We start from the raw sequence: 26,337 nt of genomic DNA, 5'->3' as shown, positions 1-26,337 counted from the left end.
TGATATTTCAGGTCCTGTCCGAATAGATTGAATCTAGAAAGTCTGTCCAGCTTATCAGCAATCGCGGCACAAAAATATAATAACGGGCAGCCATCCTACGCACAACCGACGGAAACGGACTATCTGACCGGGAGGGAATTGGGGAGAATGGAACAAGCACACTGGCACCAATTAAGCAATGAACAGCTTTCAACAAGTCTGGAAGTCGACCCGAAGCAGGGTCTTTCGGAGGAACAGCTTGCGGAACGAAGAGAAAGGTCAGGATGGAATGAGCTGAGCGAGGGGAAGCGAGTTTCGGCAATCTTGCTGCTGCTCAACCAGTTCAAGGATTTTATGATGCTCGTATTGATGGGAGCGACCCTGATATCCGGCCTGCTTGGCGAATATTTGGACGCGATTACCATTATTGCTATTGTTGTACTGAATGGAATTCTCGGCTTTGTACAGGAATTCAGAGCTGAGCGTTCATTGCGAGCTTTGAGACAACTGTCGGCTCCAACCGCCAAAGTGTTGCGGGGCGGCAAACGAATTCAAGTTCAGGCCAGAGAGCTGGTTCCGGGTGATATTGTGCTGCTGGAAAGTGGTGATCGCATTCCCGCAGATGTAAGGTGGTTGAGTACGAACGGCTGTGATGTAGAGGAGTCTGCCTTGACGGGGGAATCAGTTCCGGTGAGTAAGCATTCCCGTCCTATTCATGCCGCCGAAGTACCACTCGGGGATCAAAAAAACATCGGTTTTATGGGCACGATGATGACCAGAGGAACCGCACAAGGAATGGTTATACGTACAGGTATGAGTACCGAAATGGGTAAGATCGCAGACTTGATTGAAAATACGGAGTCGCAGGAGACACCGTTGCAGCACAGATTGGAGCAATTGGGCAAAATTTTGATTATCGTAGCGTTGGCGCTAACGGTGCTCGTTGTCGTAGCAGGCATTTTACATGGACAGCCAGCCATGAGCATGTTCTTGGCCGGAGTGAGCTTGGCTGTGGCGGCCATACCGGAAGGGTTGCCAGCTATTGTGACAATTGCGCTCGCATTGGGTGTGCAGCGTATGATTAAACGAAAGGCGATTGTGCGTAAGCTGCCTTCTGTTGAAACGCTCGGCTGTGCATCAGTCATTTGTTCCGACAAAACGGGCACCCTGACCCAAAATAAAATGACAGTCACCAAGCTATGGCTGGACGGTCGCTTCTGGGGAGTTACGGGAGAGGGCTACGACCCACACGGGCATATTATGGATAGAGACCTTCCTGCTGATCTTAAAAACGGACAATCTCTGCGTAGACTGCTACAAGCCAGTGTACTTTGCAACAATGCTGAAATTGTTCAAGCTGATACAGAGGAGTTGCGTTCGAAAAAGAAGACCAAAGAGCCGACGCCGTCCGCCGTTTGGGAGCTGAAGGGTGACCCGACGGAAGGAGCACTGGTCACGTTAGCTGCCAAGGGCGGGGTCACGAGACAAGGGCTATATGAGCTGTACACAAGGGAGCGAGAATTCCCTTTTGACTCGGATCGGAAGCGAATGTCGGTACTCGTACGCCACCAGGGAGGACACATCGTCTTTGCCAAAGGTGCGCCGGATGTGCTGCTGGGTCAGTGCTCCTACATTTTATGGGAAGGAAATGTCGTTCCGTTAACGGGCACGCTGCGCCAAAAGGTACTGGCAGCTAACGAAGGAATGGCCTCAGAGGCGCTGCGTGTACTTGGTGTCGCTTACCGTGATATCCGCTCGCATGAGCGTGTCTCCACGGTTGAGGAGGCTGAAGCACAGCTGATCTTTATCGGGCTGACAGGCATGATTGATCCGCCACGTCGCGAGGTTCGCGAAGCCATTGGCAAGTGCCGTCGTGCTGGCATTCGCACTGTGATGATTACTGGAGATCACGGTACAACTGCAGAGGCCATTGCACAGCAGCTGGGCATTCTTCAGCGCGGCTCCCATGTGTTGACAGGACAGGAGTTGTCTGTGATGGATGATGCGGCGCTGGACAAAGCCGTTGATACCGTCTCTGTGTATGCACGGGTTTCGCCGGAGCACAAGCTACGGATCGTCAAGTCACTTCAAAGACGCGGACATGTCGTAGCCATGACCGGTGATGGCGTCAATGACGCTCCGGCGATAAAGGCGTCGGACATCGGTATTGCGATGGGCATTACCGGGACGGACGTGACCAAAGAAGCGGCTGCGCTTGTACTGAGTGATGATAATTTCTCAACGATTGTAGCCGCAATTGAGGAAGGACGGAATATTTACGAGAATATCCGTAAATTTATCCGTTATCTACTCGCCTCCAATGTTGGTGAGATTTTGACGATGTTCTTTGCCATGATGGCCGGGCTGCCATTACCTTTGTTACCGATCCAGATTTTATGGGTGAATCTGGTGACAGATGGCCTACCAGCGATGGCTCTGGGGGTGGACCAGCCAGAAAAGGATCTCATGGAGCACAAACCTCGTGGCGCAAAGGAAAATATTTTTGCTCGTCGACTGGGCTGGAAAATCATTAGTCGTGGCTTGTTGATTGGTTTATGTACGCTAGCGGCCTTCTGGCTGACATTACGTATTGCACCGGATGACGCAGGACAATTGATCAAAGCACAGTCCGTTGCCTTTGCTACGCTAGTTCTGGCACAGTTAATTCATGTATTTGATTGCCGTAGTTCCCGTTCTATTTTCCATCGTAATCCGTTTCAAAATAGTTATCTCGTGCTTGCCGTGCTTTCTTCCGTAGTGTTAATGCTGGTGGTTATGTATGTGCCTGTGCTGCAACCTATTTTCAAAACGGTACCGCTTGGATTGCGTGAGTGGGCGCTATCCATTGTGGCAGCCGGGATTCCTACGTTTCTTATGGGAGCGGGAAGTGTATGGGGCGGTCGACGCAACCGTCGTCGCGGCGGAAATACACACTTTTCAGCGGGACGTACGAAGTTTTCAGCCTAGAAATCAGGTCCATGTATACCGCATCGCTTTCCCACTATTGCCCTGTATGATATCATGGGATCAAAGCTTCATGAGGAACATGATATCAGCAGCAACGGCGGAGGTAAGCTATGGAATTCACAAAAATGAACGGTCTAGGTAATGATTTTATCGTTTGGTTTGGGCATCAGGATTTGCCGTCTGACGCCTCGGAATTAGCTGTTCGGCTATGTGATCGACATTTTGGTATTGGTGCCGATGGGTTGGTATATATATTGCCGTCAGAAAAAGCGGATTTCTGCATGCGTATCATTAACTCGGACGGCTCGGAGGCCGAGCAATGCGGTAATGCTATCCGTTGTGCTGCTAAATACGTATATGACCGTAAGCACATCAACCGTGAACAGATCACGATCGAGACACTGGGTGCAGGGGTACAGCAGGTCGAACTAACTGTAGAGAACGGACTTGTTCGTATGGTGAAGGTGGATATGGGAGAGCCGATTCTTGAGGGTTTGAAGATTCCAACTACACTGGATCTGTCTAGCGTAATTAATGAGCCCATTGAAGCTGGCGGAAGTGGTTTTCGTTTTACGGCTGTATCTATGGGGAATCCGCACTGTGTCATTTATGTGGAGGATGCGCCAAGCTTTGATCTGGAAGCCTGGGGGTCGAAGCTGGAATGCCATCCGCTGTTCCCTAAAAAGACAAATGTTGAGTTCGCCACGGTACGTAGCCGGAAGCATATAGATATGAGAGTATGGGAGAGGGGAGCTGGACCAACGCTAGCTTGTGGAACCGGAGCCTGTGCTACACTTGTTGCTTCTGTACTAAACGGGTACAGCGACCGCCACGCCATTGTAAGCCTGAAGGGCGGCGATCTGGATATCGAATGGAGCGAGGACGATAATCACATATATATGACGGGCCCGGCTGAGATCGTGTACGAAGGTCGTCTGTTCTAAATCATGTGAACTTTAAAAATAGCGTGCAACTGGCCTATGAATCGTATAGAAGTGAGTGAAAAGAGGACCTTAGTAGGTCTTCTTTTTTTGGACTTACATGCCACTGTATACAAGGAATACGATGAACAAAGCAACATTCTGTCTTTTTTTGGCGCCTGAACGATGTATAATATAGAAAATGAGAAAACAATAAGGAGGCCGTTCATAGTGCGGAAATTTCGTTGGATTTCAGCAGTTGCAGTCCTCATATTTGTAGCCACCGCGCTTCCGGTTCAGGCGGCGACCATCCCTGCTGGCGCGGAAACGACGGACAAGCAGGTTGGCTCGCTAACTCCGACAGTGGTAAGCCGTTTAGAAAAAGCGGTGCAAGAACTCATCGGTTCAAAGACAGCATTTCAATTTGACGATGTGACAGATATGGGGAAAACTTGGATTGTAGAAGGCGAACTGGAAGATGGAACTGCTACGTTGCAGACAGAATATAATAAAGAAAAAAACAGAGTGGATTCTACAACCATACGATATAAAATAAGCAGCTTAGGAAAGGCGATGAACGCGCCACTCAAGACGAAAGTGCTAAACAGCGCCAAAGCATTTGACAGCAAGCGTCCTTTGCAATTTGAAGCATTCTGGCGGGTCAAATCCCCTTATCAGTCCAACAAGCCTTCAAATTACTGGGTATTTTGGGGCGCAGGAGAACAAGCTTCCTCGTTGTATGTGGATGTGGATCGAGGTAACGCTATTACCATCAACGCGGACTATGCGCTGAAGCAGGTGGACCCTTTGTTACTGAACCGTGCAATGAACACATTTAAGCGTGTGAGTGGACAGCGAATCAAGGTACAGCACGCTTCACGGTACAAGGACGAGACGAAGGGACTTTCATATTGGTCGTTCGAGGATGCAAACGAGGCGAGTGAGGTCAAAATTAGCGCGGTAACCGGTAAAGTGCTGGCCGTATCCACCTATGGGGTGGACTGGAATGATGACGCAGATTTCAAAAAAACATTTGCAAGCCCGAAATATACTGCCTCAGAAGCTTTGAAGCTAGTCAAGCCCAAGGCTCAAATGTTGTTTAATATCAATTTGTCGGGCTATAAAGTGAAAGTTCAAGGGAATCAATATACGTTCTCGAAGCAGCAAAAGGGAACGGATTCTATTGTGGCTAAAGTGAATAAAAAAGGGACTTTTTACGCTTACTCTCTTCATTCTTCTGATGGGAAAATGCCATGAAAATGTAGTAGGAAATAGAAAAGATAAATCAAGTCGTTTCACTCCTGAGATCATTTTGTCGGGGAGTGGGGCGGCTTTTTTTGTTTTTGGCTTATGTTTATAGTCTCTTTATGTTACATTAGTATGAAAATAAAGAGCGGGGTGGAGCAGAGGACATGAAACCGGATTTGCGTACTGTGCTGAATCGTGAAATTATTGTCGGAGACGGCGCAATGGGGACTTTTTTATATCAGCTAGGATTTCCAGTCAATACGTCTTTCGAAGAACTGAACATCACTTCGCCTGACGTTATATCAGACGTGCATGGTCAATATTTAAGTGCAGGAGCTCGATTGCTGGAGACTAATACATTTTCTGCAAATGATTATAAGTTAGCCCGGTTTGGACTGGAATCTAAGGTAGAAGAGATCAATCGTGCCGGTGTGAGAATTGCCAGAGCTGCGGCCGGACCTGAACATTATGTGGTAGGTGCGGTGGGTTCCATATGTGGGGGCAAACGGCTTAACATATCCAAGCTGGAGCTGGCAAGAAACTATGAGCAGCAAATTGATGCCCTTCTCTCCGAAGGAGTCGACGGCATTTTGTGCGAAACGTTTTATTCACTGGATGAAATACGCATTGCGCTTCACAGTGTACGTAAATACAGTGACATTCCGGTAATTTGTCAGTTTGCAGTTGATCAGGTTGGTCGTACCCAGGATGGTTTTTTAGTTGCGGAAGCTTTTTCGGTGCTGCGTAATGAGGGGGCAGACATCCTTGGATTTAACTGTCACTCGGGTCCGCAGGGAATTATGAGTGTAATGGAGCAGCTGGATGGCCCTTTGTCTGTACCGCTGTCCGTATATCCGAATGCTGGACTAGCAGATTATGTGGACGGTCACTATGTATACGGTGCATCACCTGAGTATTTTGGGGAATGTGCCAAGTCCTTTGTAGACCTGGGGACGAGGCTGCTCGGTGGTTGCTGCGGAACTACACCGGACCATATTGCAGCTATCTCAAAAGCTTTGAACCGTTTGCAACCGCCTCCGCTGGCTTCAAAAGAAGCTCTGTCGAAAGAGTCCTTTCAAGTGGCGGAGCAGATTGCAGATGAAGGGGAACGAGGAAATGGCAGACATACCAGCGAGCCCAACATTGTGGATCTGGTTAAGGAACGACATACGGTCATTGTAGAACTGGATCCTCCGCGCGATCTGGACATTACGAGGTTTATGCAAGGTGCTCATGCGTTGAAGAAAGCCGGGGCCGACGCACTTACACTGGCTGACAACTCGCTTGCAGTTACTCGTATGAGCAACATGGCGCTTGGACATTTGGTCAGTATTGAAACAGGTTTGCGCCCATTGATTCATATAGCATGTCGTGATCGCAATCTGATTGGTACTCAATCCCACATGATGGGTTTTGACGCGCTCGGTATTGACCATGTACTGGCGGTTACTGGCGATCCGGCGCGGTTCGGTGATTTGCCAGGCGCCAGTTCGGTGTATGATATGACCTCTTTTGAAATCATACGCATGATCAAGCAATTAAATGATGGTGTTGCATTTTCCGGTAAGCCACTGAAGCAGAAGGCTAATTTTGTGGTAGGTGCCGCATTTAATCCTAACGTCAAGCATTTGGGTAAAGCCGTGCAGCGATTAGAGAAGAAAATTGCCTCCGGAGCTGATTATGTTATGACTCAGCCCGTTTACGACCACGAGCTCATTGCAGCCATCGCGGAAGCGACACGACATTTGGAAGTACCGATTTTTATCGGTATTATGCCGCTGGCTAGTGGGCGCAATGCAGAATACTTGCACAATGAAGTGCCAGGCATTCAGTTATCCGATGAGGTGCGTGCACGTATGTCTGGTCTAGAGGGTCCGGAAGGACGAGCAATGGGCGTGTCTATTGCCAAGGAGTTACTCGATACGGCAATGGAACATTTTAATGGTATCTATTTTATGACTCCATTTATGTTCTATGAAATGACAGCTGAATTGACTTCTTACGTATGGCAAAAATCAGGCCGCGTACAGGCCCCCTTGTTTCGACTATAATAATCAATTACAATAGTATAATGGATGTGATGCCGATGTCATTGAGTATGACCGGATACGGTCAAGCCATCCTTCATTATGAGGGCTATAAAGTGCGCTTGGAATTGAAATCGGTGAATCACCGCTATTGCGAAGTGATGATGAGAATTCCGCGCGAATGGACTCGTTACGAAGATGGCTTGAGAAGAACGGTTCAACAGCAGATTAAACGCGGTCGTATCGATGTCTTCATCCACAGAGAACGTGATGAAGAACAGATGCCCGCCGCGCGGTTGAATGACACTGTGGTGCAGGCTTACCTGCATGCAGCGGAGCAGCTGGCGGATCGTTATGGAGTGAAAGGAACGTTAGGGATAAGCGATATTCTTGCTTTGCCTGACGTTCTGGGTGAGCCTGGAGAGGCTTGCCATGGAGACGAAGAGGACTGGGAAGAGCAACTACAGCGAGCTTTGAATGAAGCTTTGCAAGGTTTACTGGAGATGAGAAGGCGAGAAGGCGGGCATTTGGCGCAAGATGTGGAATCCCGTATTTTACGGCTGGAATCCCTGCATCATGAAATGACGGTGCTGGCTCCTCATGTTGTGAGCGACTACCGTAACAGGCTGAAACACAGGCTTAAAGAGCTTCAGGACGGTTCATTTACGCTTGATGAACATAAGTTCGGAATGGAGATTGCGTTATTCGCGGATCGCAGCAATATTGATGAGGAACTTACCCGGCTTCAAAGTCACTTTGGACAGTGCAAGGGATTGCTGCTGTCAGACGAGCCGGCCGGTCGCAAATTAGATTTTTTAATCCAGGAAATGAACAGGGAAGTCAACACGATCGGCTCCAAGGCTAATCATCTCACATTGGTTAATTTGGTCGTTGAGATGAAAGCAGAGCTCGAGAAAATTCGTGAGCAGGCTGCAAATATTGAGTAGCTACCTGGTAGCGGCACGGCTGCAAGAGTCACATGTATAGGGGGAAAGACCTGAATATGGCAATCAAATTGATCAATATTGGTTTCGGCAATATCGTGTCGGCCAACCGAATTATCTCCATCGTCAGTCCGGAGTCTGCTCCGATCAAGCGGATTATACAGGAAGCCAGGGACCGTCATATGCTAATTGATGCTACCTATGGCCGCCGGACGCGGGCTGTTATTATTACAGACAGTGATCATGTAATCCTGTCTGCGGTGCAGCCGGAGACGGTCGCTCATCGCCTATCCACTAAAGATGATGACAATGACGAATAAAAATGGAGTGTACTATGGCTAAGGGATTATTATTTGTAATATCCGGACCTTCGGGTGTCGGTAAAGGGACGGTAGGCAACGCATTGCGTGATAAGCTACCAGAGATAACATACTCCGTTTCTGCTACAACTCGAACACCTCGTTCAGGCGAACAGGATGGAGTGACCTATTTTTTTAAAACGCGTGAAGAATTTTTGGGTATGATTGAACGAGATGAAATGCTGGAGTATGCTGAGTATGTAGGGAACTATTATGGTACTCCACGTGATTTTGTAGATCAGACGCTTGCGCAGGGAAAAGATATTTTTCTGGAGATTGAAGTTCAGGGAGCGCTAAAGGTTAAAGAAAAATTTCCAGAAGGCATATTCATTTTTCTGCTTCCGCCTTCGCTAGACGAATTAAAGGATAGAATCCGGGGACGGGGCACAGAGACTCAAGCGACCATAGACCACCGTATGTCGGTAGCTGTGGATGAAATGAATTTGTTGCGTCACTATGATTATGCGGTCGTCAATGATGAGATTGATTTCGCTTGTAAACGAATAGAATCCATTATTATCGCCGAACATTGTAAGGTTCATCCTTAAACGAGGGCTTTACATATGCCAAGCGTACCTAAAGAGAAATAATACTGTATAAGCTGAGCTTGAAGGTGTACACTGGAGTTCAGCTTATACAGTCCCAAAACTACATGAAGAGGTGTCTATTCGTGCTGTATCCTTCCATTGATGAAATGATGAAAAAGGCAGATAGTAAGTATTCGTTGGTTGTAGCGGCTTCACGTCGTGCCAGACAGTTGCGCGAGGGTGAAAAGACGACTCTCAAGAATCCTAAATCCCACAAACAGGTTGGAGTGGCGTTGGAAGAGATTTACGCGGATCATCTGCGTCTTGAAAGCGGCGAAGACGAGTAAGAATTATACACAACTATTATAACCGGGCGCAATGCCAATTCCTTTGACAACCGCAAGGTTGTTATTTTTTTAGGTCAGGGGGAGTTAACGATGTTGAAGGGAAAAGTTATTATTCTTGGTATAACTGGCGGAATTGCTGCTTACAAAGGGGCTGCGCTGTGCAGTAGGTTGACGCAAAAGGGAGCCGAGGTTCATGTGATTATGACGGCCTCTGCCAAGGAGTTTATTACCGAACTTACGTTGCAGTCGCTCTCTCGTAATCCGGTGTACAGTGACACATTTGATGAAAGAGAGCCGTCAGTCGTATCCCATATTCATCTGGCGGATGCGGCTGATTTGGTGCTTGTTGCTCCTGCAACTGCGAATATTATCGGGAAAATGGCGCATGGTCTTGCTGATGATATGCTGTCTACAACGCTGCTGGCTACAACAGCGCCTATTATGGTGGCCCCTGCGATGAACGTACATATGTACACTCATCCGGCAGTCATGCAAAATATGGAGACGCTTGTATCACGTGGCGTGAAGATGATTGAGCCTGGTGAAGGATTACTGGCTTGCGGTTACGTTGGCAAAGGACGTTTGGAAGAGCCGGACACAATTGTGCAAACCATAGAGCGCTTTTTTGATCAGCAAGCTCAGGAACAAAAAACCAACATCAAGTCTGAACCACGATGGTTTGGTGGCGAATCTATGGAGGCTCAAGTGCCTGAGTCACTTGTGAATGAGAATGAATCGGTGCTTTCAGGCAAAAAAGTCATTGTAACGGCTGGAGGCACGATCGAGCGAATTGATCCAGTGCGTTATATCACAAATGATTCATCTGGCAAAATGGGCTTTGCCATTGCAAAAGTGGCTCAGGAGATGGGTGCAGAGGTGCACTTGATTGCTGCCAATACCAGCGCGGAACCGCCTGCTGGTATTATGCTTGAAAGAGTCCAGTCAGCTGAAGACATGTACGCCGCTGTATTAAAGCAATGGGAAACGAGCGATATGGTCGTTATGGCTGCTGCAGTTGCAGATTATCGACCACGTGAGATTGCACAGACCAAGATCAAGAAAAAAGATAGTGTATTTACGCTAGAGCTAGTGAAGAACGTCGATATTCTAGAATCACTCGGACAGAGTAAGAAACATCAATTTTTAATTGGCTTTGCAGCTGAAACCGAACATTTGGAGACGTATGCGATAGATAAATTAGAACGTAAAAATTGTGATTTGATCGCGGCAAACGATGTAACTGTGAATGGTGCTGGTTTTGGCGTCGATACGAATGCTGTTCAAATTTATGACCGAAGCGGGATCGTAGAGCGTATTCCTGTACAGTCAAAGGAAGAAGTTGCGCGTAAGTTGCTTACTATAGCCGCGGGACGCATGGGTGGGGTGCTGCATTAATGGAGACGGGCAATTTAGTTGCCAAGGTCATTGTCGATGTACCTGCCAAGGATACGGACCGCACCTTCGATTATCTGATACCAGACTCAATGAGACCTTGGATTGAGCCGGGTAGCCGGGTAGCTGTACCATTTGGCAAACGGACGGTGCAGGCTTTTGTCATCTCGGTAGTCCCAGCTGATGATCCACCGAAATACAGGATGAGAGGGATCCAGGAGTTGCTGGATTTGGTACCACCCTTATCTGCCGACCTAGTCGAACTGGGCAAATGGATGAGCGAACGTTATGCTTGTAATCAAATTATGGCACTGCAAGTGATGATTCCTACCGCGCTCAAGGGCAAAGCAGAACGTTATATCTCAATTGCGGAGCAGCATGAGTTAACGCATTCACAGCGTACTATACAACCGAATCAGGGCGATGAACTCGAATGGGCACTTCTGACCGACGATGGTATGAGTGATCCGACGGAGCGTCGGATTGTTAGCTTCATTCAGGAGAAGGAGCAAGTCCCATTGCAGCAACTCAGTCGACGTTTCCCTGAGGAAGCAGAGGTTATTAAATCACTGTTACGCCGGGGTGTGCTTCAGGAAAGTCAAGTTATTAAAGACAAACTCGGCAAAAAGACCATGAAATCCGTTGATCTGGCTATCGGCATAGACGAGGCATCAACGGCGCTGGAGCAATTTTCTGCCAAAGCGCAGCGTCAGCGGGAGGTACTTGCTTTTTTGCTGGAACGTAGCGAGTTTCTGCCTTTGTCGCTGAAGGAAGTCATGACCTCACTGAGTGTGTCTGCTGCAACGGTTAAGGCGCTGGAAGATAAGGGCTATGTGTTGCTGGAGGATGTCGAAGTGTTCCGCGACCCGTACCGGGGCAGACACTTCAAGCCTACAGAGCCACTCCCTCTCACAGTAGAGCAGCAGTCGGTATATGAACGGATTATTCGCCAGCTGGACACGCGTGAGCAAGGGGCTTATTTGTTGCATGGAGTCACAGGGAGCGGTAAGACGGAAATCTATCTGCAGACGATTCAGCGCTGTATCGAGCAGAATCGTCAGGCCATTGTGCTGGTACCTGAAATATCGTTAACCCCACAAATGGTTGAGCGTTTTAAAGGCCGGTTTGGCGATCAGGTAGCAGTGATGCACAGTAGGTTGTCCGGGGGGGAACGGTACGATGAGTGGCGCAAAATACGCGAAGGCCGTGTGAAAGTGGCGATTGGTGCTCGCTCGGCAGTATTTGCGCCTTTTCGTGAGTTAGGTCTTATTATTATGGATGAGGAGCACGAAACGTCCTACAAGCAGGAAGAGACACCTAAATACCATGCGCGTGATGTTGCCATTCGCAGAGCCCATCAGCATGGGGCTGTCGTTATTCTCGGCTCGGCAACACCGTCGCTGGAAAGCTACTATGCGGCTCGCTCACAAAGCAACGACGAGTTTGCGCCGCTGCTGCTTGAAATGCCAACTCGCGCATTGGGGAACACGTTACCCGAAGTACATATCATGGATATGCGTGAGGAACTGCGTGCTGGCAACCGCTCTATGTTCAGCCGTGCGTTGCATAATGGAATTGCAGAGCGGTTAGAGCGTAAGGAGCAGACGGTACTACTGTTGAATCGGCGTGGGCACTCCACGTTCGTCATGTGCCGTAGCTGTGGCTATGTCGCGGGTTGTCCGCATTGTGATATTTCGCTTACGTATCATCAGCGGTCGAACAATTTACGTTGCCATTACTGTGGTTATTCCGAGCCCGTGCCTCAGACTTGCCCTGAGTGCGGTAGTGAGCATATTCGCTATTTCGGTACAGGTACCCAGCGAGTGGAAGAAGAGTTGGCGAAGCTATTCCCCGGTATACGTGTTGTTCGAATGGATGTTGATACAACGACAGAAAAAAATGCCCACGAAAAGCTTCTCAAGCAATTTCGTGATAAAAAAGCGGACGTGCTGCTCGGTACTCAAATGGTTGCCAAAGGCCTGGACTTTCCCGATGTGACACTGGTTGGTGTCATTACTGCGGATTCGGCTCTCAATTTGCCAGATTTTCGGGCTGCGGAAAAGACATTTCAGCTGTTAACACAAGTAGCTGGACGGGCTGGGAGACATCAATTGCCGGGGGAAGTATTCGTACAATCCTATACTCCAGAGCATTATTCGGTGATTCACGCAAGTCGCCATGATTATGCTTCTTTTGTGAGGGAAGAATTGAAACACCGCCGCAATTTGCACTATCCACCATATTGTCGTCTTATTTTGGTGACCTTTTCTCATGAACAACTCCCGGTGCTGGTCCGACTGGCTGAGAATTATTCAGCAACACTACAGGGACGGGCCAGACAACGGGGCTGGTTCGGGAATATGGATCGTCTTACATCGGATGTACTCGACATTTTGGGGCCAGTAGCTTCACCCATTTCGAGAATCAAGAATAGATACCGATTTCAATGTATGATAAAATGGCGTGGAAATATCGATGCGATTAGTTTGGCTCAGCAAGTAGCTGATGAAATGGCCGAATCCGCACAGGCACAAAAGTTGCTGATTAGTCTGGATGTTGATCCGCAAATGCTTATGTAGAGTGTTGCCACAAAAGTTATTATCACAATTAATGCGGACAAGCCGTCCGTACATAGGATAATGTAGCAGTCGCGTGTGTGATGAATACAGTTAAGCCTAAATGAAACATAAAGAGGAAGGTGTTCTGTTGTCATGTCAATTAGAATTATAGTGTTGGAGCCGGATGACGTATTGCACAAAGTAGCAAAGGAAGTCACTAAAATTACGCCTAACGTGCAAAAGCTGCTCGACGATATGGCAGATACGATGTATGAAGCGGAGGGAGTAGGTCTTGCTGCTCCGCAAGTAGGTATTTTGAAGCGTCTCATTGTTGTAGATGCTGGAGATGAGCATGGATTGATTAAAATGATCAATCCAGAAATCGTAGCCGAAGAAGGGGAGGAATTGGGTCCTGAAGGCTGCCTGAGTATACCTGGGTTGAACGGGGATGTGCGTCGTGCCGAGAAGGTTACAGTCAAGGGACTGGACCGCGAGGGTAAGGCCATTACCATTACAGCGACAGGGTTGCTTTCTCGTGCTTTTCAGCATGAAATTGACCATTTAAATGGAATTTTATTCACGGATATTGCAGAAAAAGTATATGAGGTTGCGCTGGAACAGCCAGGACCGAACCGTCAGATAGGAGAGTGAGGTTCGATGAGTCAAGACATTCGTATTATCTTTATGGGTACGCCTGAGTTTGCAGTGCCATCGCTGAACATGTTACTGGACAACGGTTATAACGTGGTCGGTGTGATTACACAGCCCGATAAGCCACAGGGACGAAAAAAAATATTGACGCCTACACCAGTCAAGGAAGCGGCAGAAAAACGCGGATTACCTGTACTGCAACCGACCCGCCTGCGCCAGCCAGAAGCGGTGGCTCAGGTGGCAGAGCTGCGTCCTGATCTGATCGTAACCGCAGCCTATGGGCAAATTTTGCCTAAGTCCGTACTAGACTTGCCTCGGTTCGGCTGTCTGAATGTGCATGGTTCGTTACTTCCCCGTTATCGGGGAGGTGCACCGATCCAGCGTGCGATTATTAACGGTGAGACCGTGACGGGTGTGACGCTGATGTATATGGCGGAAGGACTGGATACTGGCGATATGATATCGCGAGTTGAGGTTGCTATAGAGCCGGAGGATACCTCCGGTACGATTTTTGAGAAATTAAGCGTAGCTGGAGCAAAGCTTTTGCAGGACGAGCTGCCTAAGTTGCTGGCAGGCCAATCAGACCGTACGCCGCAAAATGAGGACGAGGCTACCTATGCCCCTAACCTGAACCGCGACGATGAGCGTATTTCGTGGAGTGACAATGCACAGCAGATATACAACCGGATTCGCGGCCTTGTTCCCTTTTCCGGCGCGTTTACGCTTTGGGAGGGAAATGTTTTTAAAATATGGGCTGCTGAGCAGCCTTTCATAAATAATGACGTGAGTGGCTCAAATGCTCCAGCACCCGGGACGGTTCTTCAATTGACCGCTCGTGGCATTGAGGTGCAGACAGGCGAAGGAACTCTCTGGCTGACTCAGGTTCAACCGGCTGGCAAAAAAGTTATGGATGCTGGAACCTTTGCACGCGGCGGACAGATGAAGCCAGGCATGGTGCTCGGATGAGCGGGAGTCACTCCCGCCAGGGAGGCCAAGGCAAGGGAGTGGGTGCCAGAACCGGCAAGACTCGCAATCAGACGGCGCGGGAAGTTGCACTTGATGTGTTGACCAGTGTGGAGCAAGAGGGTGCGTATAGCAATCTTGAGCTAAATCGTCGGCTTCAGCAGGCAGGTTTGTCTGCAAGTGATGCTGGTTTGGCGACGGAACTTGTATACGGTACAGTCGCACGCCGAAATACACTAGATTATTTTTTGAATAAATTTGTTCAAAAAGGAACGGCCAAGCTTCAGGCTTGGGTACGTTCGTTGCTGCGGATGAGTGTGTATCAGGTGGTGTATCTGGATCGAGTTCCGGATCATGCAGTCGTTAGTGAAGCGGTGACCATTGCCAAGCGGCGTGGGCATCAGGGTATTTCCGGTATGGTCAACGGCGTGCTCCGCAGCATGCTGCGTGAGCCGGACAAGCTGCGTATTCCTGACGATTTGTCACCGGAGGAACGGATTTCATTAGAACATTCCCATCCACAGTGGCTGGTTAAGCGCTGGATTAAGCAGTACGGTGCAGATACTGCTGAGGCTATCTGTCAGGCTAATAATGAGCCCCCTGCGGTCAGCGTACGGGTGAATACGACAATGATCAGCCGTGATCAGCTGCTGGACGAGATGAACTCAAAAGGGCTTGATGCCGTTCCTTCAGCAGTTAGTCCTTATGGGATTGTTGTTCGTAGCGGTGGAAATATGGCGCTTACCTCGTGGTATACGGACGGCTTGCTGTCCGTACAGGATGAAAGCTCCATGCTCGTTGCCGAAGCAGTCGCTCCTGAGCCTGGCATGCTGGTACTGGATTGCTGTGCCGCTCCAGGTGGCAAAACAGCTCATATGGCTGAGCTGATGAAGGATCACGGACGGATAGTTGCGAATGATCTGCATGCCCATAAGCATCAATTAATTCGTGAACAGGCTAATCGACTTGGCCTGGATGCCGTGGAAACAGTCACTGGTGATGCGCTAGAACTGAAGGAACGATATGCTCCAGCTTCTTTTGACCGTATTTTGCTGGATGCGCCATGCTCTGGCTTTGGAGTGATTCGTCGTAAACCGGACCTGCGTTGGAGCAAAACTGCGCAGGATGTTCGCGACATTACACAGCTTCAGCATGAGCTGCTGGATAGTGTGGCGGGACTGTTGAAGCCAGGTGGTATTCTGGTATACAGCACATGCACGATTGAACCGGACGAAAATGAAGGACAATTGACTCAATTTTTAAGCGAACATCCAGAGTATGAATTGGCAGAGGGTCATTCCTTCCCGGACGTGAGCCGCGAAAAGGATAGTATACAGGGAGGCTCGGTACAGCTGTTACCGCAGCATTTCCACAGCGACGGATTTTATATCGCGCGCCTGCGTCGGGTGAAATAGCGCGGAAGAGAATTCCAGGCAGCTTTCCACCAGTATTTCCACATTCCGCCGGAACATTTCCGGCGGTTTTTTGCATGAAGACGAAAAATTTTTACCCCCTCAGGGATTTGTGCTAAAATAGGAAGAATGAAAAATACTATCTGCGATCAAACAGAACTTAATGAAGAAGGAACGGGTGCAAACATTGATGAAACCTTTTATATATGATTTAACTCTGGAGGAGCTTCAGGACTGGGCCAAGAACAATGGCGAGCCTGCTTTTCGTGGAGGACAAATTTTTGACTGGCTGTATGTGAAGCGAGTCAATGATTTCAGCGAGATGACGAATTTGTCCAAGGCGCTGAGAGAGAAGCTTGAGGAGCAATTTAGTTTTGTGACGCTTAGTGAAATTACAAAGTTGGAATCGAAGGACGGTACAGTAAAATTCCTGTTCGGTTTGCACGATGATCATGCCATTGAAACGGTCATTATGAGACACAATTACGGAAACAGCATTTGTGTAACGACTCAAGTGGGTTGCCGGATTGGTTGTACTTTCTGCGCTTCGACGCTCGGAGGCCTCAAACGGAACCTGACGGCTGGTGAAATTACTGCACAGGTGGTGCAGGCTCAGAAAATTTTGGATAAAACCAATGAACGAGTGAGTAGCATCGTGATTATGGGCTCGGGCGAGCCTTTTGAAAACTATGAAGCGACCATGACGTTTTTACGTACAATGGTTCATGAAAAAGGTCTGAACATTGGTCAACGTCATATCACAGTGTCGACCAGCGGTATTGTACCGAATATTTATAAATTTGCCGACGAGGATACCCAGATTAATCTGGCAATATCCATTCATGCGCCTAATGATGCGCTTCGTTCGAAGCTGATGCCTGTAAATCGGCGTTATCCCTTTAAGGATGTTATGGATTCTCTACGTTACTATCTTGCTAAGACGGGGCGGAGAATTTCGTTTGAATATGCCCTGATTGGTGGGGTAAACGATCAGGCAGAACATGCTGAAGAGCTAGCGGATGTGTTAAAGGACATGCTGTGTCACGTCAATTTGATTCCAGTCAATCATGTGCCTGAGCGCAAGTATGTACGCACATCACGCAGTGATATTTTTAATTTCCAACGTATTCTTGCCGAAAAAGGCGTCAATGTGACGATCCGGCGTGAACAGGGTCACGATATTGCCGCTGCTTGCGGTCAGTTGCGTGCAAAGCATATGGAGTTGGGGTGAAACCATTTGATCAAAACAGTTCATGTCAGCCATGTCGGACGTGTACGTTCGGTGAATGAGGATTCTGCCTGGATCAGGCACTTGGAGCAAGGCTATATCCTTGGGATTGTTGCCGATGGTATGGGGGGGCATTTGGCCGGTGATACGGCCAGCCGCCTTGCGGTAGAGACACTTGCCGCTGATTTGGCGACGCTGGAGAGCGGATTATCCGCACATTCTTTGACGGCGGCGCTCAGCGACGCTATTTTGCATGCCAATGAAGTCATCTTCCAGACGGCTGCACGCGATGAAAAGTATCATAATATGGGAACGACAGTTGTTGCGGTTTTATTAAACGACGCATCCGGAATTATCGGACATATCGGTGACAGTCGTGCCTATGTCATTTCTAAAGGAGCGGTACGTCAGCTTACAGAAGACCATACTTTGGTTAATGAGCTGTTCAAAAACGGTCAGATCAGTAAGGAAGAACGGGAGAACCATCCTCGTCGCAATGTACTGACACGGGCGCTGGGCACTGATTCCGAGGTGAAAGTGGATATTGACTCCATTGCGCTGGAAAAAGGCGATGTACTGTTACTGTGTAGCGACGGATTAAGCAATCTGGTAACGGAAGAACAAATCAGCAAAGTAGTAGGTGCCGCAGAGAATCCTTTGGAGGAGCGCGCGGATCGTCTGCTACATCTGGCGTTGCTTGCCGGAGGAGACGATAACATTACTGTAGCTTTGTTTGAATTGCCCGACGACACGGTTTCATTGAGTGAAAAGGGGTGTGACGCATGATCGGGCACCTGCTAGGGGGAAGATACGAAATTATTGAGCGTATCGGTGGCGGCGGTATGGCGCTGGTGTATAAGGCTCAAGACATTTTGCTGAATCGCAATGTCGCAGTTAAAGTGTTGCGCCAGCAATTTGTTCATGATGAGGAATTTATTCGCCGATTTCGGCGTGAGGCGCAGTCTGCGGCCTCGCTTTCGCATTCGAATGTGGTCAGTATTTATGATGTCGGCCAAGAGGATGAAATCCATTATATTGTAATGGAGTGCATCGAAGGTAAAAATTTGAATGAGATTATTAAAGAACGTGCACCATTGCAAGTGGATGAAGCAGTACGGATTGCTTCCCAGATTTGTGATGCGCTGGAGCATGCCCATCAAAATCAGATCATTCACCGAGACATTAAGCCTCATAATATATTAATTGGACGTAATGGACGGGTTAAGGTAACTGATTTTGGGATTGCTAGAGCTGTTACGTCAACGACCATTACCCAGACGGGTTCTGTTGTGGGTTCTGTTCATTATTTTTCACCTGAGCATGCAAAGGGTGTCGTCACCGGCGAAAAATCGGACTTATATTCTTTAGGTATTGTCTTATATCAAATGCTGACAGCGCAGCTCCCTTTCCTGGGAGAAAGTCCAATTAGTGTAGCGCTCAAGCATTTGCAAGAGGAATTTGAGGAACCACGTAAAATTAATCCGTTGATTCCGCAAAGTGTGGAAAATGTCATTCTAAAATCCATGCGCAAAAATCCAGAAGAGCGTTATCAATCGGCAGACGAAATGCTAAAAGATCTGGAAACCTGTTTGCTGCCGGGACGGCGTAATGAATCCAAGCTGGAGTTTACACATTTGGATGATGAGGATCAAACACGGGTTATTCCGGCTATTAAGCCTCAACAATTAGGGATGTCTTCTAGTGGCGATGATGTACCTGTTCAACCGCGTGAGTCTGAACAGCTTCCGAGCAAGCAATCGTCCAAAAATAATAGAAAAAAAGCGATCTTGTGGGTAACACTAGTGTTGGTGTTACTTCTGTGCATGGGCGGAGTGGTGTACTATGTGCAAAGTGTACTTGTCGTGCCTGAGGTAAAAGTACCAGGTGTATTGACACAAACAGAAGACCAAGCGAAGGTTAATCTCAGTAAAGCGGGATTACTCATTGAGGAGCCAATACAGCATGAATACAAAGAGGGAATCGCGCCAGGAGTTGTATTTTATCAAAGCTATCCTGCAGATTCTTTAGTCAAGGAAGGAACCAAGATTAGTCTGAAAGTCGGGATTGCCAAGCCGCTCACTCCGATGCCGGATGTCAAAGGCCAAAGCTACGAGAATGCTGTTAAGCTGCTGACCGCCCAGCAAATTAAGGAGACGCAGATTCAGCAAAATGAGCAGTTCAGTGATCAGGCCGCGGGGACCGTCCTTAGTCAGACACCCGCTGCAAATGAGCCATTTGATAAGGACTCAGTCCAGGTTGTGCTCACAGTCAGCAAGGGCGCTGATACTGTGAAAATGCCAAGCCTGGTAGGGAAGACGCAGAACCAAGCAGAAAATGAGGTTAAAAAGGCAGGGCTGAAGGTTGGCTCGATTAAAGAAGAATTTAGCTATGAGCAGGAAAAAGGAAGAGTAACCAAACAGTGGCCGTCAGAGGCAGGCAGTGAGTTGCCACCAAATACGGAAATTACGTTTTATGTAAGCACGGGTTACCCGCCAGAAGCGATTACACTACCATTTAATGTGCCTGTTGCGCCGAAGGAAGAGGGCAAAAACAGCAAAATTCGTATCACTTATACGGATGCGCGTGGAGAAAATCAGGAATGGGGAAGCCGTACGATTAATACGACACAGATGTTCACTATCAATCTGCTAATGGCTCCGAACAAAGACAGTGTTGTCTCAGTATTTAGAGATGGTGACTTTATTGATACGTATCCAGTCTCTTATATTGAGGCGAAAAATGGAACGGTGACGATGCCCCAAATTGCTCCGCCTGCTGGAACTTCACCAACGGATACACCTGATGGTACTTCCTCGCAGAATGGAAGTGGAAACGGCGAGGAAGGTGATAGCGGGGGATCTTCTAATGATACTGGCAATAGTGGAGGCGACTCGAACAATCAGGAGGGCACAGGAGGTAATGGTGACCCTTCCGCCTTTGTTCCTGGAACGAATTCCACGGGGAGTACGCGCAGTGAGTTGGCGGTTAGTCATAAAAACAACCCAGGCCACGCAAAGAAGGAAAAAGTGATTGAGGCTGTTCAGCATCAGTAAACTTGCAATAGGAAGATGCTCAACCTGTTATACGCAATGAAACTTGAACATTATGAAGGAGGACATCTTACACATGCCTGAAGGTCTGATCGTCAAGGCGCTTAGCGGATATTATTATGTCTCCAGCCTGGATCAGGATGGGCGTCCGGTATCTGGCGAAGCTACAGTACAATGCAGAGCACGCGGCATTTTTAAGAAAAAAGAGATTACGCCTCTTGTCGGTGATCGGGTCGTTTACGAACTGACTGAGAACGGGGAAGGTATGGTCGAGGAGATTAGAAAGCGTACGACAGAGCTAATTCGTCCTCCAGTAGCTAATACCACGCTAGCCGTGCTACTGTTTTCCTTGCGTGAGCCGGATTTAAACCTGCCTTTACTGGACAAATTTTTAGTCCATATTGAGCACGCCGGACTGGATACGATTATCTGTCTGACTAAGCGCGATTTGTATGAAGGCAGCCCTTCAGAGGATGACACCGTGCTGGCCGTTCAGGAAATGTACCGGAAGATCGGTTATGAGGTGCTGGTGACCAGTGCCCGTACCGGAGAAGGGACGGCTGAGCTTAAGAAGCTGTTGGCTGGTCAAATCAGCGTGTTTTCCGGGCAATCAGGTGTAGGAAAGTCTTCCATGCTTAATGCTCTGGAGCCTGGGTTAACGCTGGAGACGAGCGCCATAAGCAATAAGCTGGGCCGAGGAAAACATACAACTCGTCATGTGGAGCTGATTCCTCTAGACAACGGAGGGTTTGTAGCAGATACACCGGGGTTTAGCCAGCTGGATTTTCTGGAGCTAGGTGTGGATGAGTTATCTCCCTGTTTTCGTGAATTCCAGCAGTATGCGGAAGGATGTAAATTTCGGGGGTGTACCCATATTCACGAGCCTAGCTGTAAAGTAAGAGAGGCCCTGGAAGAAGGCCATATTTCACAGGGACGATATGATAGCTATTTGCAGTTCTATCAGGAATTAAAAGAAAAAAAGCGGAGGTACTGAGTATATGTTAAAAATAGCACCGTCGATTTTATCCGCTGATTTTGCTCGCTTGGGCAGTGAAGTTGCGGAAGCTGAGGCAGGAGGGGCAGACTGGATTCATGTGGATGTAATGGATGGACATTTTGTATCCAATATTACACTGGGCCCACCTATCGTTCAGGCTATTCGTCCGCATACGACTCTTCCCTTAGATGTTCATCTGATGATTGAGCATCCTGAACGCTATATTGGCGATTTCGTAAAAGCAGGAGCCAACATCATCACTGTTCATGCTGAGGCCTGTGTTCATTTGCATGGTGTCCTTCACTTGATCAAGCAGCAAGGCGCTCTGGCTGGAGTGGCTCTCAATCCGGGTACTTCACCATACGCGATCAAGGAAGTGCTGCCAAATGTGGATATGATTCTGGTGATGACGGTCAATCCTGGCTTTGGAGGTCAGTCCTTCATTCCAGAGACGTTAAATAAAATCAGACAAATCCGTGCTTGGTTGAACGAACTGGGTCGTCCAGACGTACATATCGAGGTAGACGGAGGTATTGCGGAGGAGACGGCACCAGCCGTATTTGAAGCGGGGGCTGACGTGCTGGTGGCTGGGAGTGCGGTATTTGGCAGAACAGACCGCGCTGCGGCTATAGCTGCGATTCGGGACAGTGCAGCACGTTTGTCCAAGTGAAGCTGACCGAAGCATTGTGGATGACTGTAGCGAGCATGGCGACGGGGTTGACCCTTAGCTGTTTCTCGCTAGTGAAGGCTCCTTGGAATGCTGTTCTTTCACTTTTGGCTGTTCTAATTGTACTGTTTTATTTTCGGAAAAATGAACGGCGTGGTTTACGAATAGGTTTTGTAGTGTGCAGCGTACTTTATTATATCCTGTTTATTTTCATACTCTCAGCATATCTCTATATTCGCGGACTTGTCTGATGGTATAGCCTGGGATGGTTGTGCATAAATATGGTTACATGAGCGGGATTCTCATGTAGCCTTTTTTTTGTGGGGCAACAACCCTTGACAGGTTGCATAAACTACAGAGAACGGATGCAGGAGGATGATGGGGAGGGTGAGGCATGAAGTTTTACACAATCAAGCTGCCAAAATTTCTGGGTGGATTCGTTAAAGCCATTTTGAATACATTCCAGAAAAACTGAATTCAACGTAATGTAAACACAGGATGTAGGATGAAAGCTGGAGGTACACAGGGCATGCTTCCCGGGCACAACAGATAGGTAGCTCGGCAGTAAAAGATAGGAACGCACGGGAAGGTGCCTGACATTTTGTTCTCCTGAACCAGATGGATATTACTTTCGAATAACCAAAAAAGCACCCGTTTAAAACGAGGTGCCTTTTGTTTATAACGATATTTTTTTACGACTACACGCGAGTCACTTTACCGGCTTTCAATGCACGAGTGCTGACATAAACGCGTTTCGGTTTACCGTTAACGAGAATGCGAACTTTTTGTACGTTGACGCCCCAAGTACGGCGATTACGGTTGTTAGCGTGAGATACGTGGTTACCGCTGCCAGGCTTTTTGCCTGTTACAGAACATTTACGAGACATGATTCCACCTCCTATTCTGAAAATAACCAAATTCCATATGGAACGGGTCTCTCTTCAGGCCGACTGGGTCAGCCGGACTTTGTAAGTCACTAACCTGAACAAAACAATACTTAAATATAATATCATAGTCAAAAAAGCTCCGTCAACTGATTCAAAAACTTTATTTATTTCTCTTTCGCATTATAGTACAATATGGGATAGTTATTGCTGCGATTATTTTGTATTAAAATGGAATGTGAATTCTTATTCCAGTCATGCCGGCAGTTCAGAGGCGGGACTATAGTCATCATTCCAGCCGATGATTTATTGTTAGGCAGTTGACTGGTTTTTCATTTTATATGACCTGTAGAAGAACGACCAGACGTGAGTACAAAAGCTTACGAAAGTGTGATATTCGTATTCGTCGTCTGGCTTTAGTATAATTCAATTGAACCTGTACGCACAGTTGAATAAGGTGTTGTGAAGGTTGATAGTAAAACAAGTGTATTAAGCTAGGAAGGGGAATTCTCTTGAGTAATCGTTCTTTGAATGGAACAGATTTTACCGCAATGGTTTTAGCCGGGGCGGAACAATTACAGCAGCATGCGGAACATGTCAATTCACTAAATGTATTCCCAGTGCCAGACGGTGATACGGGAACCAACATGAATTTGACGATGAGCGCGGGCGTAACGGAATTAAAGAGGGGGGACTCTTCCTCCATCGGTGTCATGTCCGGCATATTATCCAAAGGTTTGCTGATGGGAGCCCGCGGCAATTCAGGGGTTATCCTGTCTCAGTTGTTTCGTGGCTTCAGCCGTTACGCTGCCCCATACGAGGAATTGAATACCCTTCAGTTCGCATCGGCATTGCAGAGCGGGGTGGATGCGGCCTACAAGGCGGTTGTTAAGCCGGTGGAGGGTACAATTCTTACCGTGGCGAAGGAAGCGGCCAGGCATGCTGTGTTTTTCTCGCGCCGGACGAACGACATCACGGAACTGATGGAAGAAGTGCTTGCCAAAGCGAAGGAAACGCTTGCCATGACGCAGGACATGCTCCCTGTATTGAAGCAAGTAGGAGTTGTAGATTCGGGTGGGCAAGGTCTTGTGTACATTTATGAAGGTTTTATGCAGCATCTTGGAAGCGGCTTGGTGACGTCTTCAACTGCAAAAAGTGATAATGTACGCACGGTTTTTGCTCCTCACGTATCGGAGAGACCTACTGCTACTGCAGTTGTTCCTTCCCCAGATGCGCCGATTTCTGCGCAAGCGAAGCTCGAAACGGATAATATTGAATTTTTGTATGATATGGAGTTTTTTATTAATCGACAATTGGGCGAAGCGCAAGGTACCGATTTTGATGAGGAAGCCTTCCGGAAAGCGTTAGCAGTAGATGGTGATTCTATTATCGTAATTTCAGACGATGATGTCATCAAGGTTCACGTGCATTCTAAGGCTCCTGGTGAAGTGCTGAATTTGGCACTGCGCTACGGAGAAATTACACAGATTCGTATTTTAAATATGCGCGAGCAGCATCGTGATTTGTTGTCTGCGGGTATGGATGTTGCTCCTGAGCCTGAGTGGTTTGCTGAAATACCAACAGAGCCTGCACGTGAGGAAGAGCCGTCTGAGCCCCCTGCTCATGAACTGGCATCCTTTGGTTTTATAGCTGTGGCTTCCGGTGAAGGAATTGCTGATATTTTCAGAAGTTTAGGCGTCGATGTTGTCCTTTCTGGCGGCCAGACAATGAATCCGAGCACAGAGGACTTCGTTAATGCGGCGCGCTCGATTGCGGCTCAACATATTTTTATTCTTCCGAATAATTCCAATATTATTTTGGCGGCAGAACAAGCACGTGAACTGCTAGAGATGGAACGTATGGTGTCGGTTATTCCGAGCAAAACAATTCCTCAGGGCATTGCGGCAGCATTTGCCTTCCAGGAGGAAGAGGCTTTTGAGGTGAATCAGGACAATATGCGTGACGCAGTCACCCGGGTGAAGTCTGGGCAAGTGACCTACGCGGTACGGGATACGACACTGGATGACCTGCATATTACAGCCGGGCATTACATCGGTATTCAGGATTCCAAAATTGTAGCGACCGAGGAACACTTAATGGCAACGTCCCGTCTTTTGCTAGCGAAAATGCTGGTGAATGGCGATGAAATTGTTACGATTCTCACAGGTTCAGACGCGAATCAAGAAGACACAGATCAGCTTGTTGCATGGCTTAAAGAAAATTATGCGGATGCTGAAGTGGAAGTTCATGAAGGTGGTCAGCCGATTTATCCTTATTTGTTCTCAGTGGAAACCTGATGTGCTTTAGCACGCCCATGGAAGTCCACAACAAAAGGAGGTCTGACTGATGAGCAGTACCATCATTTTGACGGATAGCACGGCTGATATTCCACCGGAATTAGCAGACCGTCTCGGTATAGTTGTTGTACCATTGACAGTGATGTTCGGCAGCACAGCTTACCTGGACGGCATTGAGATGTCAGCGTCGCAGTTTTACAGCGAACTAGTACGGGCTGATGAGCTACCTACGACATCACAGCCTTCACCAGCCCGTTTTTTGGAGACATACACGACGCTGTTGGAGCAATACCCCGAGAGCCAGGTTATCTCTATCCATTTATCCTCGGGTGTGAGCGGAACGTATCAGTCTGCTCTGCTGGGCAAATCCATGCTGGAGAAGCATGAACATAGAGTGACTGTGGTGGATTCCAAATCAGCTTCATACGGATACGGCATGCTAGTGGTTTATGCGGCAGAGCTGGCGGCTGCCGGGCACTCCCCGGCTGATATTGTTCGGGCTGTGGAACGTCGTGGGGAGCGCCGTCGTTTGTATTTCCTGGTGGATACCCTGGAATACTTACAAAAAGGCGGACGTATTGGCAAGGCAGCGGCAATGGTTGGTACGTTACTTAACATTAAACCGATTCTTTCGATTGACAAAGAAGGCACTATTTATTCGGTTGATAAGGCGAGAGGGCATAAAAAAGCGACAGCACGTATAATTGAACTACTGGAGCGGGATTTAAAAGGCCAAAAAATTAATATTGCTGTGGGTCATACGGCAGATCGCTCAGCGGCAGAAGCGTTCGTGGCTCAGCTGGCAGAGCATTTTGAGCTGGGAGATCGAATATATACTGAACTTGGCGCTGTGATTGGGACCCATGTAGGGCCAGGAACGATTGGCATTTTTGTATGGCCGGCCGGAGATGAGAGGTAAT

The 26,337-nt window shown here is 48.1% G+C and carries 22 protein-coding genes; 21 read left to right on the top strand and 1 reads right to left on the bottom strand.

Going from position 1 to position 26,337, the window contains the following annotated elements; translation table 11 throughout:
• Positions 1–147: 147 nt before the first annotated feature.
• From MKX30_RS04155 to spoVM, 19 genes are all read left to right on the top strand, one after another.
• Positions 148–2,946, top strand: coding sequence for a calcium-translocating P-type ATPase, SERCA-type (locus MKX30_RS04155; protein WP_209942768.1), 2,799 nt, complete (start codon positions 148–150; stop codon positions 2,944–2,946).
• Between the two features lie 110 nt (positions 2,947–3,056).
• Positions 3,057–3,890, top strand: coding sequence for a diaminopimelate epimerase (dapF, locus tag MKX30_RS04150; protein ID WP_023989311.1), 834 nt, complete (start codon positions 3,057–3,059; stop codon positions 3,888–3,890).
• 207 nt (positions 3,891–4,097) lie between these two features.
• The gene (locus MKX30_RS04145) at positions 4,098–5,123 is read left to right on the top strand and encodes a hypothetical protein (RefSeq protein ID WP_023989310.1); all 1,026 of its coding nucleotides are present in this window, start codon (positions 4,098–4,100) and stop codon (positions 5,121–5,123) included.
• Positions 5,124–5,278: 155 nt separating this feature from the next.
• Positions 5,279–7,165, top strand: a complete 1,887-nt coding sequence (locus MKX30_RS04140) for a bifunctional homocysteine S-methyltransferase/methylenetetrahydrofolate reductase (RefSeq protein WP_028540559.1) — start codon at positions 5,279–5,281, stop codon at positions 7,163–7,165.
• A 35-nt stretch (positions 7,166–7,200) separates the two neighbouring features.
• On the top strand, positions 7,201–8,088 hold the full coding sequence (locus tag MKX30_RS04135) for a YicC/YloC family endoribonuclease (protein WP_013310895.1): 888 nt from the start codon (positions 7,201–7,203) through the stop codon (positions 8,086–8,088).
• Between the two features lie 56 nt (positions 8,089–8,144).
• Positions 8,145–8,405, top strand: a complete 261-nt coding sequence (gene remA / locus MKX30_RS04130) for an extracellular matrix/biofilm regulator RemA (protein WP_005548256.1) — start codon at positions 8,145–8,147, stop codon at positions 8,403–8,405.
• Positions 8,406–8,419: 14 nt separating this feature from the next.
• The gene (gene gmk, locus MKX30_RS04125) at positions 8,420–8,992 is read left to right on the top strand and encodes a guanylate kinase (protein ID WP_013310894.1); all 573 of its coding nucleotides are present in this window, start codon (positions 8,420–8,422) and stop codon (positions 8,990–8,992) included.
• 122 nt (positions 8,993–9,114) lie between these two features.
• Positions 9,115–9,318: a DNA-directed RNA polymerase subunit omega gene (rpoZ, locus tag MKX30_RS04120; protein WP_013310893.1), complete on the top strand. Its 204-nt coding sequence runs from the start codon at positions 9,115–9,117 to the stop codon at positions 9,316–9,318.
• A 90-nt stretch (positions 9,319–9,408) separates the two neighbouring features.
• Positions 9,409–10,713: a bifunctional phosphopantothenoylcysteine decarboxylase/phosphopantothenate--cysteine ligase CoaBC gene (gene coaBC, locus MKX30_RS04115; protein ID WP_023989307.1), complete on the top strand. Its 1,305-nt coding sequence runs from the start codon at positions 9,409–9,411 to the stop codon at positions 10,711–10,713.
• On the top strand, positions 10,713–13,289 hold the full coding sequence (gene priA / locus MKX30_RS04110) for a primosomal protein N' (RefSeq protein ID WP_341062466.1): 2,577 nt from the start codon (positions 10,713–10,715) through the stop codon (positions 13,287–13,289). The genes coaBC and priA overlap by 1 nt, the downstream gene beginning before the upstream one ends.
• A 132-nt stretch (positions 13,290–13,421) precedes the next feature.
• Positions 13,422–13,919, top strand: a complete 498-nt coding sequence (def, locus tag MKX30_RS04105; protein ID WP_023989305.1) for a peptide deformylase — start codon at positions 13,422–13,424, stop codon at positions 13,917–13,919.
• A gap of 6 nt (positions 13,920–13,925) precedes the next feature.
• Positions 13,926–14,885: a methionyl-tRNA formyltransferase gene (fmt, locus tag MKX30_RS04100; protein ID WP_339200327.1), complete on the top strand. Its 960-nt coding sequence runs from the start codon at positions 13,926–13,928 to the stop codon at positions 14,883–14,885.
• Positions 14,882–16,297: a 16S rRNA (cytosine(967)-C(5))-methyltransferase RsmB gene (rsmB, locus tag MKX30_RS04095; protein WP_071558516.1), complete on the top strand. Its 1,416-nt coding sequence runs from the start codon at positions 14,882–14,884 to the stop codon at positions 16,295–16,297. Before fmt ends, rsmB begins: the two co-directional genes overlap by 4 nt.
• Positions 16,298–16,484: 187 nt before the next feature.
• On the top strand, positions 16,485–17,525 hold the full coding sequence (rlmN, locus tag MKX30_RS04090; protein WP_013310887.1) for a 23S rRNA (adenine(2503)-C(2))-methyltransferase RlmN: 1,041 nt from the start codon (positions 16,485–16,487) through the stop codon (positions 17,523–17,525).
• Between the two features lie 6 nt (positions 17,526–17,531).
• Entirely contained in the window at positions 17,532–18,308 is a 777-nt protein-coding gene (locus tag MKX30_RS04085) for a Stp1/IreP family PP2C-type Ser/Thr phosphatase (protein WP_025723490.1), read from the top strand.
• On the top strand, positions 18,305–20,575 hold the full coding sequence (gene pknB / locus MKX30_RS04080) for a Stk1 family PASTA domain-containing Ser/Thr kinase (protein ID WP_071558518.1): 2,271 nt from the start codon (positions 18,305–18,307) through the stop codon (positions 20,573–20,575). Before MKX30_RS04085 ends, pknB begins: the two co-directional genes overlap by 4 nt.
• A 73-nt stretch (positions 20,576–20,648) precedes the next feature.
• Complete coding sequence (rsgA, locus tag MKX30_RS04075) at positions 20,649–21,566, top strand: ribosome small subunit-dependent GTPase A (RefSeq protein ID WP_023989300.1); 918 nt, start codon at positions 20,649–20,651, stop codon at positions 21,564–21,566.
• A gap of 4 nt (positions 21,567–21,570) precedes the next feature.
• Positions 21,571–22,239, top strand: a complete 669-nt coding sequence (gene rpe / locus MKX30_RS04070) for a ribulose-phosphate 3-epimerase (RefSeq protein WP_028540565.1) — start codon at positions 21,571–21,573, stop codon at positions 22,237–22,239.
• 391 nt (positions 22,240–22,630) lie between these two features.
• Positions 22,631–22,711, top strand: a complete 81-nt coding sequence (spoVM, locus tag MKX30_RS04065) for a stage V sporulation protein SpoVM (protein ID WP_010345573.1) — start codon at positions 22,631–22,633, stop codon at positions 22,709–22,711.
• Between the two features lie 223 nt (positions 22,712–22,934).
• On the opposite strand, the gene rpmB is transcribed toward spoVM, so the two are convergent.
• Positions 22,935–23,123 carry a 50S ribosomal protein L28 gene (rpmB, locus tag MKX30_RS04060; RefSeq protein WP_013310881.1) on the bottom strand — a complete coding sequence of 63 codons (189 nt, stop codon included), beginning with the start codon at positions 23,121–23,123 and terminating at the stop codon, positions 22,935–22,937.
• Positions 23,124–23,632: 509 nt separating this feature from the next.
• Here rpmB and MKX30_RS04055 point away from each other — a divergent pair.
• Both MKX30_RS04055 and MKX30_RS04050 read left to right on the top strand, forming a co-directional pair.
• On the top strand, positions 23,633–25,417 hold the full coding sequence (locus MKX30_RS04055) for a DAK2 domain-containing protein (protein WP_023989298.1): 1,785 nt from the start codon (positions 23,633–23,635) through the stop codon (positions 25,415–25,417).
• A gap of 49 nt (positions 25,418–25,466) precedes the next feature.
• Positions 25,467–26,336, top strand: a complete 870-nt coding sequence (locus tag MKX30_RS04050) for a DegV family protein (RefSeq protein ID WP_023989297.1) — start codon at positions 25,467–25,469, stop codon at positions 26,334–26,336.
• Position 26,337: the final 1 nt, after the last annotated feature.

The sequence above is a fragment of the Paenibacillus sp. FSL P2-0173 genome, assembly GCF_038008045.1.
GTDB lineage: Bacteria > Bacillota > Bacilli > Paenibacillales > Paenibacillaceae > Paenibacillus > Paenibacillus polymyxa_B.
This window is presented reverse-complemented; position numbering and strand designations above follow the sequence as displayed.